General features: G+C 64.9%; 21 protein-coding genes. 10 read left to right on the top strand and 11 right to left on the bottom strand.

Going from position 1 to position 17,777, the window contains the following annotated elements; translation table 11 throughout:
• Window positions 1-303 precede the first annotated feature (303 nt).
• The 9 genes from ACREB7_RS02470 to ACREB7_RS02430 form a co-directional block, all read right to left on the bottom strand.
• Window positions 304-915 carry a GntR family transcriptional regulator gene (locus ACREB7_RS02470; RefSeq protein ID WP_431590722.1) on the bottom strand — a complete coding sequence of 204 codons (612 nt, stop codon included), beginning with the start codon at window positions 913-915 and terminating at the stop codon, window positions 304-306.
• Window positions 912-1,790 carry a phytanoyl-CoA dioxygenase family protein gene (locus tag ACREB7_RS02465; RefSeq protein ID WP_431590721.1) on the bottom strand — a complete coding sequence of 293 codons (879 nt, stop codon included), beginning with the start codon at window positions 1,788-1,790 and terminating at the stop codon, window positions 912-914. The genes ACREB7_RS02470 and ACREB7_RS02465 overlap by 4 nt, the downstream gene beginning before the upstream one ends.
• Window positions 1,787-2,410, bottom strand: a complete 624-nt coding sequence (locus ACREB7_RS02460; protein WP_431590720.1) for an acyl-homoserine-lactone synthase — start codon at window positions 2,408-2,410, stop codon at window positions 1,787-1,789. The genes ACREB7_RS02465 and ACREB7_RS02460 overlap by 4 nt, the downstream gene beginning before the upstream one ends.
• 98 nt (window positions 2,411-2,508) lie before the next feature.
• Entirely contained in the window at window positions 2,509-3,324 is an 816-nt protein-coding gene (locus ACREB7_RS02455; RefSeq protein WP_431590719.1) for a LuxR family transcriptional regulator, read from the bottom strand.
• A 219-nt stretch (window positions 3,325-3,543) separates the two neighbouring features.
• Window positions 3,544-3,669: a hypothetical protein gene (locus ACREB7_RS02450; RefSeq protein WP_431590718.1), complete on the bottom strand. Its 126-nt coding sequence runs from the start codon at window positions 3,667-3,669 to the stop codon at window positions 3,544-3,546.
• A gap of 234 nt (window positions 3,670-3,903) precedes the next feature.
• A complete protein-coding gene (locus ACREB7_RS02445) occupies window positions 3,904-4,548 on the bottom strand; it encodes an SOS response-associated peptidase (protein ID WP_431590717.1) in 645 nt (214 codons plus the stop codon).
• 27 nt (window positions 4,549-4,575) lie between these two features.
• On the bottom strand, window positions 4,576-5,088 hold the full coding sequence (locus ACREB7_RS02440; protein WP_431590716.1) for a hypothetical protein: 513 nt from the start codon (window positions 5,086-5,088) through the stop codon (window positions 4,576-4,578).
• Between the two features lie 12 nt (window positions 5,089-5,100).
• A complete protein-coding gene (locus ACREB7_RS02435) occupies window positions 5,101-5,430 on the bottom strand; it encodes a hypothetical protein (RefSeq protein WP_431590715.1) in 330 nt (109 codons plus the stop codon).
• Between the two features lies 1 nt (window position 5,431).
• Window positions 5,432-5,623, bottom strand: coding sequence for a DUF6771 family protein (locus ACREB7_RS02430; protein WP_054586716.1), 192 nt, complete (start codon window positions 5,621-5,623; stop codon window positions 5,432-5,434).
• A gap of 186 nt (window positions 5,624-5,809) precedes the next feature.
• Here ACREB7_RS02430 and ACREB7_RS02425 point away from each other — a divergent pair, with 186 nt between their 5' ends.
• The 8 genes from ACREB7_RS02425 (at window position 5,810) to ACREB7_RS02390 (ending at window position 14,895) form a co-directional block, all read left to right on the top strand.
• Window positions 5,810-6,808: an ArdC family protein gene (locus ACREB7_RS02425; protein ID WP_084758122.1), complete on the top strand. Its 999-nt coding sequence runs from the start codon at window positions 5,810-5,812 to the stop codon at window positions 6,806-6,808.
• The gene (locus ACREB7_RS02420) at window positions 6,805-7,206 is read left to right on the top strand and encodes a DUF2958 domain-containing protein (protein ID WP_431590714.1); all 402 of its coding nucleotides are present in this window, start codon (window positions 6,805-6,807) and stop codon (window positions 7,204-7,206) included. Before ACREB7_RS02425 ends, ACREB7_RS02420 begins: the two co-directional genes overlap by 4 nt.
• Before the next feature lie 118 nt (window positions 7,207-7,324).
• Window positions 7,325-9,457, top strand: coding sequence for a ParB/RepB/Spo0J family partition protein (locus tag ACREB7_RS02415; RefSeq protein WP_431590713.1), 2,133 nt, complete (start codon window positions 7,325-7,327; stop codon window positions 9,455-9,457).
• A 200-nt stretch (window positions 9,458-9,657) separates the two neighbouring features.
• A complete protein-coding gene (locus tag ACREB7_RS02410; protein ID WP_431590712.1) occupies window positions 9,658-10,686 on the top strand; it encodes a DUF7146 domain-containing protein in 1,029 nt (342 codons plus the stop codon).
• 255 nt (window positions 10,687-10,941) lie between these two features.
• Entirely contained in the window at window positions 10,942-11,160 is a 219-nt protein-coding gene (locus ACREB7_RS02405; protein WP_054586719.1) for a type II toxin-antitoxin system Y4mF family antitoxin, read from the top strand.
• Window positions 11,157-12,413 carry a type II toxin-antitoxin system HipA family toxin gene (locus ACREB7_RS02400; protein ID WP_054586720.1) on the top strand — a complete coding sequence of 419 codons (1,257 nt, stop codon included), beginning with the start codon at window positions 11,157-11,159 and terminating at the stop codon, window positions 12,411-12,413. The genes ACREB7_RS02405 and ACREB7_RS02400 overlap by 4 nt, the downstream gene beginning before the upstream one ends.
• A 551-nt stretch (window positions 12,414-12,964) precedes the next feature.
• Window positions 12,965-13,906 carry a DUF2493 domain-containing protein gene (locus tag ACREB7_RS02395; protein ID WP_054586722.1) on the top strand — a complete coding sequence of 314 codons (942 nt, stop codon included), beginning with the start codon at window positions 12,965-12,967 and terminating at the stop codon, window positions 13,904-13,906.
• Window positions 13,907-13,971: 65 nt separating this feature from the next.
• Complete coding sequence (locus ACREB7_RS02390; protein WP_088473847.1) at window positions 13,972-14,895, top strand: nucleotidyltransferase and HEPN domain-containing protein; 924 nt, start codon at window positions 13,972-13,974, stop codon at window positions 14,893-14,895.
• Window positions 14,896-14,934: 39 nt separating this feature from the next.
• On the opposite strand, the gene ACREB7_RS02385 is transcribed toward ACREB7_RS02390, so the two are convergent.
• Both ACREB7_RS02385 and ACREB7_RS02380 read right to left on the bottom strand, forming a co-directional pair.
• Window positions 14,935-15,513 carry a PIN domain-containing protein gene (locus tag ACREB7_RS02385; protein ID WP_431590711.1) on the bottom strand — a complete coding sequence of 193 codons (579 nt, stop codon included), beginning with the start codon at window positions 15,511-15,513 and terminating at the stop codon, window positions 14,935-14,937.
• Window positions 15,510-15,959 (bottom strand): helix-turn-helix domain-containing protein, encoded by a 450-nt coding sequence (locus ACREB7_RS02380; RefSeq protein WP_431590710.1) that lies wholly within the window; start codon window positions 15,957-15,959, stop codon window positions 15,510-15,512. Before ACREB7_RS02380 ends, ACREB7_RS02385 begins: the two co-directional genes overlap by 4 nt.
• A 471-nt stretch (window positions 15,960-16,430) precedes the next feature.
• On the opposite strand from ACREB7_RS02380, the gene ACREB7_RS02375 reads away from it, so the two are divergent.
• Both ACREB7_RS02375 and ACREB7_RS02370 read left to right on the top strand, forming a co-directional pair.
• The gene (locus ACREB7_RS02375) at window positions 16,431-17,129 is read left to right on the top strand and encodes a hypothetical protein (protein ID WP_431590709.1); all 699 of its coding nucleotides are present in this window, start codon (window positions 16,431-16,433) and stop codon (window positions 17,127-17,129) included.
• The gene (locus ACREB7_RS02370) at window positions 17,126-17,590 is read left to right on the top strand and encodes a hypothetical protein (protein WP_431590708.1); all 465 of its coding nucleotides are present in this window, start codon (window positions 17,126-17,128) and stop codon (window positions 17,588-17,590) included. The genes ACREB7_RS02375 and ACREB7_RS02370 overlap by 4 nt, the downstream gene beginning before the upstream one ends.
• Window positions 17,591-17,777 lie beyond the last annotated feature (187 nt).

Below are 17,777 nucleotides of genomic sequence, written 5' to 3'. Positions count from 1 at the left end.
AAAAGGGGTGACGCGGCGGCGCAAGGTCGCGGCAGGTGCAGGAAGACAAGGCGGCAGTCCCGGCCGGCACGAGCGAAAGCGTCCGGCCGCGGCCGGGCTTGCTCTTCCAGTGCTGTGCCGCCGTCTGGCCGCTTGCGCGGGTCCATGGTCCGGTTGGGCCGCCGGTCCGGTCAGGGACTGGCGTGATTGATGACTGGCGAAATATTCCGCGAAGGAGCTGCCAGAAATGCTCCCGCGCCTTGGAATCATGTCAATTTCGGGCGGCGCTGACAAGCAAAAGGATCGGGCGATGGCTCTGACTGCTCAAACATGGCGCCCCGGATGACTGCCCAGCGCGCGCGCATAAGTCGCTGCTTCATGGGCACGCCGTTCATGATATCCGAGCAGCAGACCCCGAACCTCCGCTTGCGGCGCAGCTTCGGCGACGGCGGTCTCGATCCGCTCATATTCGGCTTCGACCTCCGAAAGGATCTGCGTGTCGAATTGCCTCGAAAAATGCAGCCGGTCGCCGATCGCCGCGATACTCGCGACGATTTCGCCGTTCGACGATCTTTCGGCGATGGCGAGGAACAAGTCGGCGATCCGGTCGGGATAGGGCTGGTCGGCCGACACCGCGGCTGCAAACCCTTTGGGCGCGGTCGCGACGGCGGCGAGCAGCAGGATCAGGTGAAGCTCGAGGAGATCGCGAAACTCTGTCTCGGCGAGATAATGGACGTGAAATCCCTCTCCCGGCCTGAAATCGACCATGCGTTCGCCATCCAGCCGGAAGAGGCTGTCGCGCACAGGGGTGAGGCTGACGCCAAGCTCGTCGGCGACCCGCGCGGCTTCGATCCGCGCGCCCGTGGCCCATATGCCGGTCATCAGGCGCCGCTTGATCGCCTCATAGGTCGGCTCGAACACATGCGCGGGGCTCATCGCTGGTTCCTTTCGGCAGAAGCGAACGCGGCAACGGCCTCGGCCTGGTCGGGACGCAGCGCATCGACCGCGCCGATGGGGCCGGACGGATCGTCCCGCAGCAGGATCGACGGGCACTGGCCTTCATAATTGCCGAGGTTGGGCCGGTGCTGCGCATAGCCTGCGAGCGCCGCGAGCTCGGGCGGAAAATGCCGTGCGATAGCCGGCGGATAAGCCAGCCAAAGATTTTCATAGGGTTTGAGCCAGCCAAGACTGTAGCTCACGAGCACGCCGCGCCGGACATCCTTGCTGCGGTTCGCGCCGGCGCCATGGGCGGTCGATCCCAGAAAGCAAATCGCCGCGCCGGGTTCGCATTCGGCAAAGACGGGTGGGCCGGGATATTCTTTCGCCATGCCGGTGACGCCATGGCTTTCGGGGAAAATCTGTGTCGCGCCATTCTCCTTCGTGAAGGAGGTCAGCGGCCAGAGGATGTTGACGAGATATTCCTGGGTTCCGTCTGCGCCGCGCCACATGTCCTGGTCGCGGTGCGGGAACTGCCGCACTTCGCCGGGGTGGATTTCGATCGCCTGGGCGAGGTTCAGCTGGATGCGCTCGCATCCCGGCCCGAGGATCGTTTCGACGGCGGGAAGGATGACGGGGTCGAGCACCAGATCGGCCATGTGCCGCGAGCGCCGCAGCAGGCTGCCGAATCGCTTCGTTCGCCGACCATAGAAGTCGCCCTCGCAAAAGGGCGTCTCGGCAAAGACCGGATCGAGATCGCTGGCGAGGGCGTGTACGGTCGCGCTCGCCAGCTCATGCAGGATGCAATAGCCGTTGCCGCGAAGTTCGCCGACGAGGCGGGTGGAAAGGTCGGCCTGGATGAGATCCGCCGTCATGGTGCGAGTTCCCCACCTTCGAGCTTGAGCCCGAGCGGCGTCCATGTCCCCGTTCGTTGCAGGCCGGGAAGCGTGTCGGCGTCGATCCGGATGCCGAACGCGAGGATCGGGCCAGCGCTGCCGGGAAGGGGAGGGCCGAGCGCGCGGCAGGACCAGCCGAAACCGCTGATCTTCGCGAACCAGCGCGCTTCCGCAATCCCGACATATTCGCGGATGCCATTGTGGAGGGCGTGGTCCGCGAGCGCGCTGACGAGCTGATTGCGCGCGTCGAGACGCTCGGCGGCCGATTGCGCGGGGTCGAGGCAGAAGCGGCTGATTTCCCAGACCGCCTCGCCGGATGGCGCGCCATCGGGGCAGAGATGGGGATAGATGTCGCCGAGGAGATGCGGCGCGGTCGTCGGCAGCAACCGCGCCGATGCCCGGTGGCGCAGATCGTCCGGATCAAGCAGAATCAGATATCGAGCGTGCGGATTATCGAACTGGTCGAGCTCGAAACGGCCGTCGAGAGCGGGAAGATCCCACTTCAGAAGATCGATGAAAACCTGCTTTCGGGCTGCGAACATGGCGCGCAGCGCCGCGTCGCCGGGCGCAGCCTGCGCCCGCGTGGATTGATCGGTCATAAGTCATCCTTGGTTGGTGGATGCCCGAGTAAGACCATCAATCCCGCGGGTCGGCTATGCCCATTTCTGGGCAAGCCTTTCGCCTTTTGGCGCTCGCCTCAGTCGGGACGCCACCAGTCATAGACGTCCGAAAAGCCGATCAGGCCGTCGTACAGAGCGCAGAGGATCAGCATCGAGCGGCAGTGGACCGAATAGCGGTCGCGTGCCATCTTGAGGTGGCGGACCACCGTTTCCTGGCTGATCCCGAGAATGTCGGCGATTTCGCCCGCCGTCTTGCCGCGCGCCGACCAGAGCACACATTCGCGCTGCCGCTCGGTGAGGAGCGATCGCGGCCGCGGGGCTGCCGCACCCATGAAGTCGCGCGCCCTCGCGATCGCAATCGCGCCGATGATTTCGGCGACGTTGAGCATGTGGCACGGCAGGTCGGCGTGCGGGCCGACCGCGAAGGAGCAGGAACCCATGGCTTCGCCCGGCAGGTGCCGCGGGACGGTGAAGCCGTCGCCGACACCGCTCGCTCGCGCGACGTTCAGCAACTGCCGGTCGCTGCGCGAGAGGGGGATATAGTGCTCGACGTTGCGCCACTCGAACCCGGTGACCGCGCGTTCACCGGCCCGGCGGATCGGGTCCGTCGCACTGAGGTCGAGGCCGATGTAGATTTTCGCCCAGGCGTCCGGATAATTATGGACGAGCATCGATGCCGCCTCGCCGCCGCGCCGGTCGAAGGCGAGGGCGAAATGGTCGAAACCCATGCGCTCGGCCGCATTCGCCAGCGCTGCAAAAAGTTGTTCCTGTTGCCCCGCGCCTGAAATTTCTTGGGCGAGTTCTTCCGTCAGATGAAAATGCTTCACATCGATCATCGGCCGCTGGCGCGTTCCCGACCCGGCTGCCCGCGGTCCGCTCCCTTGGTCGTGCACCATCGGTTCCTCTCCGCGGCGCACGTGGTTCGACAATGGTCCGACGGGTCCTGACATTGCGCGGCGGGCCGCTGTTTTCGCGGCCTCGGCGCTGCAATCGATCGGCGTAGAGTGTCTAACATTCAGATAAGCCGCGTAAAGCTTCGAGGCCCGAGAGATGGATCCAGTCTGACACTTCATGCGCCACACTGCCGACCGGGGCGCGCCAATGAACCGGGCTCAATAGCCGGAGACTGCCCGGATCGCGCCGATGATCCCGGCGACGAACGAGCCCGCGACGAGCGCCGTCAGGAGCCAGAACTCGATCGCGATGGCGCGGCGCTTCCATTTGGGTTCGCGAGGCATCGGGACGGCATGGCAGGGATGCGCTTTGTAGGACAGACGAAAAAGGCCCCGCCTTTCGGCGAGGCCCTCCCGGCTTTCGATGGCAAGGAGCCTCATCGAAAATCGTCCCCCCTCGAATCGTCTTGGGTCGCAGTAAACGATCCGAAAGATGGTGCTAGCTAGCCGGTAATTCATGAGAGTCAACATGCGGTTTACGCTACGTATTCGGGGATAACATGGCTTCCTTCGGCCCGGCTAAAGGAGTGTGGGTGAGCCGGTCGGCGGCTTCCGGCTGAACCAGGGAATGTCGGTGCGTTCGACGATGAGCCGCTCTGCGGGATATTGGGTAACGAGCATCATGGCGTCTGCGGGTTCCGCGCGCAGCCATCGATCATGATCGGCAGCCTGCAGGATGACCGGCATCCGGTCGTGGATATGAAACAGCTCCTTAGTCGCATCGACCATCACCATAGTGTAGCAGTCGCCCCATTCGTCGCTCGGGCGACAGAGGCCGGCGCAGGCAGCGAGTGGCTGGTCGGTGGGACTGATCCATGTCCGCGTCATCCGGCCCTTCTCGCCTTCGGCCTCGGCGAAGGCGGTGAAGGGGATGAGGCAGCGCTGCGCCGGGTTGGTGAACCAGGTGCGCCAGAAGCTCATCAGCTTGTCATCGCGCGCATTGTTGACGGGCTTGGGCTTGCTGGTCGGCTTCATATGCTTGAGCCGGACCGGAAACCCCCAGGTCATCGCCTCGAGCGCGCGCGCGCCGCCTTCCTCGCGCACGACGAACCCCTGCCCGCCGGGATAGACGTCGCCGGGCTGCGCGTTGGTGAGCGGGCGGCGCGCACCGAAGGCCGACGCGACCTCGTCGACCGAGGCCTTGAGCGTCACCAGATTGCACATGATCGCGCCTCCTTGCCGTGTTTCCGGTCAGGCCGCTCCCAAGAGCTCGTCGAAATTCTGCTGGATCGGCGGCATGATGCTGAAGCTGTTCTTGGGGAAGGGCTGCAATATGTCCAGCGGCGGCCGCGTCCCCATCAGCCAATCGAACCAGTCCTCGGGGCGCACCACGGCAACATGCCGGTCCTTGTGCGGCGCCAGATCGTCATAGGCCGGAACGGTGAGCGCGGCGAAACTTTCGGGCCACAGGCGGTGCGCTGGCCGCCAGACCGCCGCGATGCAGAAGAAGGGCTCGTCGGTGATCAGGCTGGCCGCATATATCGTCTTGCCACGCTTCACGAGGCCGAACGCATTGGCGAGCAGCAGGCAGGGCCGGTCGATGATCGCGGTCTCGGACTTGAGCAGCGGAATCTGGAAGATGTCGGCGTCGCGCGAGGGCAGGCCCCAGAGCATTTCCTTCTCGCGCTCGTGCTGGCCGTCCCACACCATCACCCGGTGGATCTTGCCGATGCCGACGAGTGCGTCATCGCTTTCGATATCCATTCAGCTCAATCCTCATGCACGGAAGCGGCTGAGCGCGCGCTTCCATTCGCGTTCGTCGGGCATGGGCAAGGCGATATCGTCGGGACCGGGATCGACCAGCTCGATCCGCACCGGGCGAACGCGCTTGCCGGTCCGGGCGCCGCAGCGGACGCACCAGAATTTCTGCCGCGCCTTGGCGAGATCATCGTCCCACATCTTGCACTGAAAGCGCCACCAGATTCCATAGGGGTTGAAGGTCGCGCTGTGCCCGCATCGGCAGACGGGCTTGATCGCCCGAAACCAGGCGGCCGCCTCGAAAATGTGGGTTGCGCGGGGCTGTCCGTCTTTGGTCCAGCCGCCCACGTCACAGCGAAAGCCCGAGCTGGTCGGGACTCGCGGGCTCCGCGCCCGCGCGAACGCTCTCGACGATTGCGCGGGCAAGTTCGAACGCCGCCTCGACCCGGATATGGCTCGTCGGTGCGGTAATCCCGACGCGCGCCCAGCCGGGGGCGGCAAGAATGGTTTCGGCGACTCGGGCGGTATCGATTTTATCCATGCCGCAAAGAGAACATAGAAAGAACATTTTGGCAAGGCTGCGAGCGATGCACGGTCGGGCAGCGTCGGCGTGCGTCGGCCGTGCGGCGGCGATGCCGCCGCACGCGAGCCCGAGGGGAGCCCGGACGCCGGGACGGATCGGGCGCGGCGAGAGAGGCTCGCCGCCGGTCCGCCGCGGAGAACCGATATGTCTTGTTCTGTCAAACCATCGCGCCAGCGCGGCGCGCGCGCGACCCTCTACGAAGAGATCACCAGCCGGATCATCGCCGAGCTCGAAGCCGGGCGGTTGCCCTGGGTTCAGCCTTGGGATGCGGGCCGGGCCGCGGCCGGTCTCCCCTATAATGTGGTGAGCGACCGGCGCTACAGCGGCATCAACATCCTCACCCTCTGGCATGCGGTTATGAGCCGGGGCTTTCGGGGCCATGGTTTCCTGACTTTTCGTCAAGCGCTCGCGCTGGGGGGCAGTGTCCGCCGCGGCGAGCGCGGGATCGGGGTCATCTATACCCGGCGCGCGGCAGCCGACGCGTCCGAGCCCGGCGGCGGCGGGGCGGGCGAATGCAAGGGCGGCTTTTCTTTCCTGAAGCAGTTCACTGTTTTTTCGGTCGACCAGTGCGATGGCCTGCCCGACAAATATCATGTTGCCGCGCCGCCCGTGCCCGAAGGCTTGATCCTTCCGCAGGCGGCCGAGCTGATTGCAGCCACCGGGGCCGAAGTCCGCATCGGCGGCGCATCGGCCTATTACAGCCCGCGCCACGATTTCGTCGCGGTGCCGCATCCGCAGGATTTCTACGCGCCGGTTGATTGGCACCGGACCGCCTTTCACGAACTCGGTCACTGGACGGGCCATGAGAGCCGCCTGGGCCGCGATCAGAGCGGCAGTTTCGGCTCGAAGCCTTATGGTCATGAAGAACTCATCGCCGAAATGGCGGGCGCGTTCGTCTGCGCCGCGCTCGGTATCAGCCCGAGCGTGCGCCACGCCGACTATATCGGCTCCTGGCTTGCGATCATCCGCGAGGATCATCGCGCAATCCTGCGTACCGCCAGTGCTGCGTCGAAGGCCGCCGACTATCTGCTCGCCTTCCGCGCTGGCCCGCCGGCTCATCGCGCTGCCGCGTCGACAGCCACACCGTCCGTCCTTCCAGACGGGGTCGAGAGCCGCATGGTCAGCGGAAGGATCGCGGCATGAGCCTCCTCACGCCCGACATCGCCGCCCGGCTCACCGCCAACGCCCGCACCCGCATCGACGCGGTCCGGCGCGGCCTGCGCGAGCCCGACCCGAGGCCCGTGGTCCGCTTCTTCAATCCGGTCGGCGCCGCGACCTGGCTGGCCACCGAGTTGGACCCCGACGGCATATTGTTCGGCCTTGCCGATCTCGGCTTCGGTTGCCCCGAACTCGGAAGTTTCTCGCTCGCCGAACTCGAGGCGGTCCGGCTCCCGTTCGGGCTCGGCATCGAGCGCGATCTCCTGTTCGAGGCCCAGCATCCGCTGTCGGTCTACGCCGCGGCGGCCCGCGCCGCGGGTTCGGTCGTGCTGGGCGAGCGGCGCCTCGCTGCCGCGGCGCGCCGCCTCTCGGGGCGCGCGTGACGCGGAGGATCTTCGGGTCCGCCGGTGGCGGACCCGCGAGGAAGAGGAAGGCCGGGGCCTCGTGACGGGCTTGACAGCCGAGGGAGTGTCCCGCGGCGGCCCGTCATGGAGAATGGCCATGGCCAGTGCAAAACGAAAGATCACCCTCAGCCCGTCGCGCGATATCCCGTTCGACCGGCTTGTCCTCAGCCAGGCGAACGTCCGGCGCGTAAAGGCGGGCGTGTCGATCGGCGAACTTGCCGACGACATCGCGCGCCGCACCCTGCTGCAGAGCCTCAATGTGCGCCCGCAGCGGACCGATGAAGGCGCGGAGACCGGCTTCTTCGAAATCCCGGCGGGCGGCCGCCGCTATCGCGCGCTCGAACTGCTCGTGAAGCAGAAGCGGCTCGCGAAGGATGCGCCGGTCCCCTGCATCGTCCAGCAGACCGCCGGCATTCTCGCCGAGGAGGACAGCTATGCCGAAAACGCCGTTCGCGAGGCGCTGCATCCGCTCGACCAGTTCCGCGCGATGCAGGCGATGGTGGACAAGGGCGCCGAAGTCGAGGCGATCGCGGCGTATTTTATGACGACGCCCGCCGTCGTTCGCCAGCGTCTCAAGCTCGCCTCGGTCGCCCCGGCGCTGCACGAGCTCTATGCCGAGGATGAAATGACCCTGGATCAGTTGATGGCCTTCACGGTATCGGACGACCATGAGCGGCAGGTCCAGACCTGGGAACTGCTCGCGCACAGCTTCAACAAGTCCCCGGCCTTCATTCGCAGCAAGCTGACCGAGAACAGCGTGCGCGCCGCCGACAAACGCGTTCGCTTCGTGTCCGCCGACGCCTATGTTGCGGCAGGCGGCAGTATCGTGCGCGATCTCTTCGAGGCGGACGATGGCGGCTGGCTGACCGACCCCGCGCTGCTCGACCGGCTCGTGTCCGAAAAGCTCGCGGCCATCGCCGAGCGCATCGGCGGCGAAGGCTGGAAGTGGGTCGAGGCTCTCGTCGATTTTCCCTATGGCGCGACCCGGCGCCTGCGCGCTCTGGGCAGCAGCGAGGTGCCGATGACGGAGGAGGAAGCGGCGCAGGTCGTCGCGCTCGAAGCGGAGGCGGACGCGCTGTCGCACAAATGGGCCGACGAGCCCGACGTTCCCGAGGAGGTGCATGCGCGCCTCGAGGCGATCGAATGCGAGATCGGTGCGCTCGCCGATCGGCCGCAGATCTTCGACGACGCCGAGGTGGCGCTCGCCGGCGCATTCGTCTCGATCGACTATGACGGGACGATCCGGGTCGACCGCGGCTTCGTGCGGGCCGAAGATGAGCCTGCCGCCGAGGAGGAAGAGGTTGCGGATGCGGCCGAGCCGAGCAACGATAACGAGCCCGATCGCGAAGCCGGCGCCGATGCAGGCGGCGAGGAGTGCGATGGGTCGGGCGCGGATGCGGAAGAAGACACGCTGAAACCGCTGCCCGAGCGGATCGTGTCGGACCTGACGGCCTGGCGGACGCTCGCGCTGCAGGATGCCTTTGCGGCCAGCCCGCAGGCCGCCTTCGCCGCGGTGCTCCACGCGCTCGTCCTGTCGATCTTCTACCGGACCAGCCACGAGACCTGCCTCAAGCTGTCGGTATCGACGGTCTATTTCACCAACGAGCCCGCCGGGCTGCGCGACTGCGCCCCCGCCCGGTCGATCGAGGCCCGGCACGCCGCCTGGCGCGAGAAGCTGCCGACCGGGGACGCCGACCTCTGGGACGCCTTGCTTGCCCTCGATGCCAATGAGCAGGCGATGCTGTTCGCGCATTGCGCTTCGCTCGGCGTCAATGCGCAGGCCGAGATCCTGCCCAAATATCCGAACGGGCGCATCTCGGCGCACGGCGTCGAGCGCCGGATCGTCCACAGCCATGTGCTCGCGCGCGTGGTGAACCTCGATGTCGTCGCGGCCGGCTGGCGCCCGACCGCCGACGGTTATTTCCGGGGTGTGACGAAGGCGCGGCTTCTCGCCGACGTCGCCGAAGCGCGCGGGCCCGAGTTCGCCGGCATGATCGACCATCTCAAGAAGCCGGACATGGCCCGCGAAGCCGAAAAGCTGCTCGAGGACTCGGGCTGGGTCCCCGAGCCGATGCGGACCCCCGCCCTCGAAGCGGTTGGCGGTGACGCGGATGCGGGCCACGCCGATGCCGTTCCTGGAACGGACGAGGCGGTGACCGGGACCGAAGCCCTGGGTGGGGAAGGCGACGGTGACGGCGACTGGGATGAGATGCCCGTGGCCGCCGAATGAGCGTTGGGCGGGGCGGCTTCGGTCGTCCCGCCCTTTTTTCGTTCGCGGCGATCGGCGCGTGCCGCGCGTCGCGGCATATTGTTGAAACGGGCGGGCGCTCTGTGTCATCCTCCGCTCTGCCGGCAGGGGCTGCCGGCGCCGTTTGCGAGGATCGGTCGTTGCTGGCGACCGCCGTCCCGCGCTCGTCGCCGGAGAGCCTTATGGACAGCATTTCCGATATCGTCGTCCGCCTTGCCGACAATGCCGAGGCCGTCTGCCGCCGCTATCTTCCGAACGGCCGCCGCGAAGGCCGCTACTGGCTCGTCGGCGATATCCGCGGCACGCCGGGTCGCAGCCTCTATGTGCTCCTGTCCGGTGAGAGCGGTGCGCGCGGTCGGGCCGGCAAATGGACCGATGCCGCGAGCGGCGAGCATGGCGATCTCCTCGACATCATCGCCGCGAGCTGCGGCCATGCTTCGATGCGTGATACGCTTACCGAGGCGCGGCGCTTTCTGAGCCTGCCCATGCCGCTGCCGGATAGCGCTGCGCTGCGCGCTCGCAAGGCCCGGCAGGGAACGGAAGCGGCGGCGCGGCGGCTCTGGGCGGCATCGAAAACGGCCGAGGGCACGCTGGCCTCGGCCTATCTGGCGTCGCGCGGCCTTGGCATTGAATCCGCGGCGGGATCGCTGCGCTATCATCCGCGCTGCTATTATCGCGCCTCGCGCGACGATGCTGCCAACGTGCCGTCGGCCTGGCCGGCGATGATCGCCGCGGTGACCGATGATCTGGGCGTCGTCGTCGGTGTCCATCGCACCTGGCTGGCGCCTTCGGGCGGCAAGGCGCCCGTCGCCGATCCGCGCCGCGCCATGGGCCATCTTCTCGGGCACGGCGTTCGCTTCGCCGCTGCCGGCGAGGTCATGGCTGCCGGCGAGGGTATCGAAACCATCCTGTCGCTGCGCGAAGCGCTGCCCGAAATGCCGATGATCGCGGGGCTGTCGGCGGCACATCTCGCTGCCATCGAATTTCCGGAATCGCTGCGCCGCCTCTATGTCGCCCGCGACAGGGACCCGGCTGGGGCGGCTGCGTTGGCAACGCTCGGCGCACGCGCGGCCTCGGCAGGCGTCGCGGTCCTGCCGCTCGATCCGCGCCACGGCGATTTCAACGAGGACCTCATGGCGGTTGGTATCATGGGCCTTGTTGTCGGCGTGAGGGAGCAACTCGCGCCCGAGGATAGGGGGCTTCTGACATGATCCCGTCCTTGCGGCCGTCTGCCTCGGGGTGGCAACGCCTCTAGGTAGCAACCTTCCTGTGTGTCGCGCGATCGATCGGCCTGCCGGGCGTGAGCCGTCAGCTCGAAGCCGGCTCGCGGAGATGGGGCGGTGCGATATTCCCGATCGGGAATTATATAGGCCCCATTCGCTTTCAAAGTCATAATATTCCCGATCGGTAAAATTACTTGAAGAGACGGTCCTCCTCTGCTACAAAATTCCCGAACGGGAAGATTTATGGATATCGGTAGCATAGGGCAGATGGTGCGCCGCGTGCGCAAGCGGGCAGGGCTCCGCCAAGACGAACTCGCGGGCGCGGCGGGCGTCGGCATCCGCTTCATCGTCGATCTCGAAGCCGGCAAGCCGACTCTCCAGGTCGGCAAGGTGCTGCATGTCCTCGACGCGCTCGGCATCGTCGTTGCGCTGACCACGCGTAGCGAAGGCCTGACGGGATGAGTGTCCTCATCATTTATTGGGATGGCGTGCGGGTCGGCAATCTGGCCCGCAATGGCGAGGGCACCATGTTGTTCCGCTATGACGACGAATGGCTCGCCGATCCGGCGTTTCGCTCCATTTCGGCATCGCTTCCCCGGCAAGAGGGGGCCTTTACCCGCGCCCAAACCCGGCCCTTTTTCGCTGGCCTTCTCCCCGACGAGGGGCAGCGCGAGGCCGCCGCCCGGGCCGCGGGCGTCTCGCGGCAGAATGACTATGCGCTGCTCGACGCCCTTGGCGGCGATGTCGCCGGTGCGCTCGTCATTCTGCCGGAAGCGGAGGCGGTGCCCGCGCCGTCGGCCGCGGCACCCGAAGCTCTCGATCAGGACGCGCTGGCGGCGCTTCTGGAAGAGCTTCCGCGCCGTCCCTTTCTCGTCGGCGACGAGGGCATCCGCATGTCGCTCGCCGGCGCGCAGCCGAAGCTTCCCGTCATATTGGTCGATGGCGCGCCGGCCTTGCCGCCGCCGGGGCAGCCGACGACACATATCGTCAAGCCCGCGATCGCCCGCTTCGAGAATAGCGTCGAAACCGAGGCCTTCGCGATGCGTCTCGCGGCGGCGGTCGATCTTGACGTTGCCCGGGTCGAGCCGCGGCGGGCGGGCGCGATCGCCTACCTCCTCGTCGAACGCTTCGACCGGCGCCTTGAGGGCGGCATCATTCGCCGTATCCACCAGGAAGACTTCTGCCAGGCGCTCGGTATCGCGCCCGAGAATAAATATGCGATCGAGGGCGGGCCGGGCTTTGCCGCCTGCTTCGACCTCGTCCGCCGGACCTGCACGACGCCCGCGCGCGACCTGCTGCGTCTGCTCGACGCCGCCATCTTCAATGCGGTCATCGGCAACGCCGACGCGCATGGCAAGAATTTCAGCCTTCTCTACGCAGATGATGAAGGCGACGCGGCGACGCATCTGGCACCGCTCTACGACCTGATGGTCACCGCTTATTATCCCGAAGTGGCGACCCGCTTCGCCATGCCCATCGGACGCGCGAACCAGCTCGAAAATCTCGATGCGGACGCATGGGCGCGCTTCGCTGCCGACATGCAGCTTGGCGTCCCCTTCGTCCGCCGCCGCGTATACACACTCGCAGGCCGTATACGCGACGCTGCGCCCGCTGTTGCCGCGACCCTTGCCGCAGAGGGCTGCGAAGCGTCGGTGCTGGACAACCTCGCCGCACTCGTCGCCGCGCGCGCCGACAGGATCGGCGGCGCGCTCTAGCCGGGCGCGCGCAGCGAGCTCTTGAAGACGACTTCCGGCTGTCCGGACGATCCACTCCATAGCAGCGAATGCTCGCGCTCATGAGGGTCGACGTCGCTTTGATCATCGGCATCATCGCGCGATCACGGCATCGCCATATAATCGCGATCACCGCGATCACCGCGATCATCGCAATCATCGTCCCGCCATCATGGCCCCTTTTCCGCCGATCACCCGAAGCCTGCCGATCGCCGGGAACGGTGACGGCGCCGCGATCGGGGACATCATGGTAGCGGCATGATCGCCCTGTGCCGGACCGCGCCTTCGGCCTTCGCTGGAGGGCGACTGCGGCACGCGGGGGCGGGCGCCGCAATGTCTTGCCGGGCGGCTATTTTCCGCCGGGGCTCGCGCCCCTTTGCATCGCGAAACAAAATAGCCTTCGGCCGCCATCCTCCGCTGGCGCTTCGGCCGCGCGGGGGCTCGCCCCCTTGCGGTGCGGGCCCGCCCCGCGTGCCGCGAGGCGTCGCCGCGAAGGCCGCGAAAGGCGCGGCCGCAACCGGAGACCAAGCGCCATGACCGACGATGCCGACCATCCCTATCCCGACACGTCCTTCGAACCCGGCGCGAGCGCGCATCTTCTCGAGGAAATGCAGCTCCATGGTTATCGCCCCTTCGAGGACGAACCCGACGGTCGCCCCCTTCCCGACGATCGGCTCGCGAGCGGTGCCGTCGCCGACATCTTCGATGCGCTCGCGGGCTGTCTTGTTGATACACGGATCGAACCCGATCTCGAGGATCTGCTCTGGGGCGTCGTCAATCTCTTCCATGGCGCAGGCACCCGCATCGAACGCGACCTCGACCGCAACGAGGCGGCGCAGCGCGAACTCCAGCGCGGCCAGGACGGCAGCGAAATCCGCTCGGTCGAACTCGAGCGTGCGATCGCCGAAGGCATCACCCTCATCGAGCGGCGCGACGCGATGGAATTTTTCCGCGAATGCGCCGCCGAGCAATATCGCATCCATGCCCGCAAAGCCTGGGTCCCGCGCACCGGTTCGCGCATCCGTCACCAGACGATGACCGCGGCGGTGATCGACAGCCGCGACTTCATGGACAAGAGGCTCCGCGAAAAGGCCAGGGCTTTGATCCCCGAGGGCACGCGCATCGCTTTTTCGGGCGGTCCTTCCTGCAACGATCATCAGCATATCTGGTCGGCGCTCGACCGGGTGCATGCCCGCCATGCCGACATGGTCCTTCTCCACGGCGCGACCCCGACCGGCGCCGAGCGCGCCGCCGCCTGCTGGGCCGACGCGCGCAAGGTTCCGCAGGTCGCGTTCCGCCCCGACTGGAACCGCGACAAAAAGGCCGCGCCCTTCAAGCGCAACGAGCGGCTGATCGACGCCATGCCCGCCGGGCTCATCGTTTTCTCGGGCACCGGCATCCAGGACAATCTCGTCGACAAGGCGCGCGCGTTCGGCATCCCGGTCTGGGATTTCCGTATCCGCGAGGCACCATGAGGTGCCGAATTGGACCTGACCGCGCTTGCCATCGGGCGAGCATGTGACCACAGAAGGAACGAGCGATGCGTACCGATCTCGATCATCTCCCGGCCAACAAGCAGCGCGAGCTCGAGCGCGTGAAGGCGATCATCTTCGAAGAATTCGAGGATGCCTTGGCGCTCGGCACGATGAGCTGGAAGAAGAAGGGCCGGATCGACAAGATCATCCTCTACGGCAGTTATGCGCGCGGCGGCTGGGTCGACGAGCCGCACACCGCCAAGGGCTATCGCTCGGACTTCGATCTCCTCATCATCGTCAACGACAAGAGGCTGACCGACAAGGTCGACTTCTGGGCCAAGCTCGACGACCGGCTGACCCGCGAGCTCGCGATCGACAAGACGCTGCACACGCCGGTGAACTTCATCGTCCACACGCTACAGGAGGTGAACGACGGGCTCGCGCACGGGCGCTATTTCTTCATGGATGTCGCGCGCGACGGGATCGCGCTCTACGAATATGACGACAAGGAATTGCACAAACCGAAGCCGAAGACGCCCGAGCAGGCATTGGCGATGGCACGGGAGTATTTTGAGGAGTGGTTTCCAGCGGCTATGCGTCGCCAGGATTTCGTAAAGTTCGGCATCGAGCGGGGGCATCTGAAAGAGACAGCCTTTGAGCTGCATCAGACGGCGGAAACTTTGTACCACTGTGTTTTGCTGGTCTGCACCTTTTACACACCGCACGTGCACAATCTTGGCTTTTTGCGGACGCAGGCTGAACGCATCGACATGCGTCTCGTCGATGCCTGGCCGCGCGACCTGAAGGCTGACCGGGCGCGGTTCGAAAAGCTGAAGGAAGCCTATGTGAAGGCGCGCTATTCGAAACATTATCGGATCAGCGAGGAAGATTTGCTCTGGCTCGCCGGGCGTGTTGAGGAGCTTGGCCAGGCAGTGCATGCCATTTGCGCGGAACGTATCGCAGAGATGGAAGCTCGTGCCGGCGCGTAGCGGCTTCCGGGCTCTATCTTTTTCCTTTGCGAAATCGCTTTACAGCAGGTCGATATTTTCGCGCAGCATCGAGGCGAGCTTGGGTAGGCCTTTCTTCTGCAGATCGAAGATGAACTCGCTCGGCGTGAAGGGCGGCCGGGCGTAGCAGCGCCGCATCGTCGCAAGCGCGGACAGGGCCTCGGTCGGATAAAGTTCGAATGTGCTCGCGAGGAAATCGTCGGCCGAGACCGCGCTGATCCCATATTCCTTGAGCTTCACGTCCGGGAAATCTTTCAGATTCTCGGTCACGATATGCTCGGCACCGGCTCGGATCGCCGTCGCCAGGACATGACGATCGTCAGCGTCTGGCAGATCGAGACTGTCGATCAGGTCCGCGCCGCCGGTCACGCACCCTTCGGGAAAGGCGATCCGCATCGCCGTGATTTGTGCATCGATGCTGGCCTCATAACCGGGCTTCTGGCCAAGGAGGTTGCGGCGCCATTCGTCGAGGATTGTTGGCGACCAACGCGCGCGAAACAGCCCTGCCTCGGCGAACCGAAGCAGGGCGTCCCTTACCCTGAACGGATAGAGCACATTGGCGTCGAGAACGACGACGAAGCGATCGGCTATGCACCTCAATCCGCATCGAACTCCTGGCCAAGGCGCTGAAGATCGGAAAGTGCGCCGCTTCGCTCCGTATCGCGCTGCGCTCGAAACGCGAGCACGTCGCTCGCCCGCACGCGTCGGTGCGATCCGACCTTGTGGAACGGTATCTTCCCGTCGCTCAGCATCGACACCAAGAAGGGACGCGACACGTTCAACAGGTCGGCCGCTTCCTTCGTCGTCAATTCCGCTCCATATGGAACGAACGTGACCATTTCGCCGCGGGCAACATGTGTCAGCACATCGAGAATCAGTTGTCCGAGGGCCGGCGACAGATCCACCTCGGCCCGGTTCCCGTTTCGTTGTACGGAGAAGGGAAGGCCCTTGGGCGTGAGTGCCTTGGCAAGCGCACGCGCAGCCTCCGAGGCCTGCCGCACTTCCGTTTCGGTAGGGGGCCGCTGGGAAAGCTCCTGATCGCTCATATCATTCTCCTCGCTGCCGGGGCCGACTATATATATAGCCGGATCAGCAAACGCAATAAGTGAAATATGTGCAATAAACGTAAACGTGTGTGAATGGTTGCTGAAGCGCCTGTTATGGCAGGTCTGGGCCAGTCGATGTCCGAAGCGTGAGGGGGCTGCAAGGGCAAGACGGGGTCGGCTATGCGCCTCACCTAAGCCGTTGCCGCACTCAAAACCGTCTGCTGAAACCGGTCGTTCCTTATCGCCGGAGCGGGGGGTTAACAACGCGCCTGATGTCGGGCATTGCGACTGGCGCTGATTTCGTACGCGACTGGGTTCATCGGTAATTACGCCGACGCCGCTAATCACCAGCTTTTCCCGCCGACCGAAGGCTAATCGCAATTCTAACGGGCGCCGGCAAACGGCCTGTTCAGGCTTGATATGGTAACGATTTAGGATGCGATCCGTAGCATAACGGGTTAGGACTTTTGCATGGGTGTTGTCACCGCCATTGACCGCGACCCGCTGATGGCGGGCTTCTACAGCATCGGGGACGCGACCCGACTGCTGGGGGTGTCGCATGCTGCCAAGCTCCGGGGGTGGATTAATGGCTGGCCAAACAGTAATTCCGGGCCCATCGTCGATCGGGATTTCAAGAAGACCTCGACGGTCAGCTTTCTTGACCTGATGGAACTTCGATTTGTCGAATATTTTCGTGGGGTCGGGGTGTCCATGCCGACGTTGCGCAAGGCCGCCGAAATGGCCCGGAAGGAGTGGAGCGTTCAACACCCGTTCGCGCTGTCGAATGTGAAATATTTGACAGATAGGCGTAACGTGATCGCTCAGGCTTCCGAAGCCTTGGACGACAAGCAAACTTGGGAACTAGCGACCGGCCAATATCTGATCTGGGATACGATCGAGGCCAGCATCGCGAAGGGCATTGTCTTTAACCCGGCCACGCATCTGGCATCGCGTTGGCAGCCCCGTCCCGGTGATCATCCGGATATCGTTCTTGATCCGGCGCGCGCTTTCGGGAAACCGATTGTGGATAGCGCGGGCATCCCCACCGATGCACTTTTCCGGCAGTGGAAAGCGGAAGACGGCAACTTCGACCGTGTCGCGCGATGGTTTGAAGTGTCGCGGCAGCAAGTTGAAGGTGCTGTCCGCTTTGAACTAGATATGGCAAGTTGAGGGTCAGGGCGGACGAACATGTCGCCGAGGCGATTGTCAAAGCAGTCCGCGAGATTGCTTTGTCCGATAGCTGGACTCTCGATTCGGTAGTCAGCGCCCGTCAAAAAGGAAAATCAGACGTCCACTGGATCACCGAGTTTATGGCTGGAGGCGGGCACGCTATCCTGACGGCTGATCGCGATTTTCTCGACAACGCGCCTCAGGTGGAGGCGGTTTTCAAGACTGGCGCCAAGGTTATTCACCTGCCAGCGAAATGGGGTCAGGCTCGCGGGACGCTTCAAGCAGCGCATATCCTGATGTGGTGGGGCCGAATCGAGTCCTGCATAACCTCGATGCAAGTACGGCAATGCTTCCGGCCTCCATGGAATATCGCGGAGACCGGCATGCTTCAGCAAATCACGATCGATTTTCAGTCGGCTCAGAAAAAGATGGAAAAGGCGCGGAAAAAGGGAAAAGCCTAAGAGCCACGCATCGCTTGGGGGCAAAATGCGTAACCATCACTTAGCCTTAGCGGCCTTCTTGGGCTTCATTTCGCTCGGCGCTGACGTGACCCCCTGATTTTCCTCCAACAGTGATTAGAGTCCGGTCTTGAAGGAAGGACGGACAGATGAAGCGTTTGAGGTTTTCGGAAGAGCAGATCATCGGGGT

Source organism: Sphingopyxis sp., from assembly GCF_050725615.1.
Lineage (GTDB): Bacteria > Pseudomonadota > Alphaproteobacteria > Sphingomonadales > Sphingomonadaceae > Sphingopyxis.
Note: the sequence above shows the minus strand (reverse complement) of the source record. Positions and strands in the feature narration are given on the sequence as shown.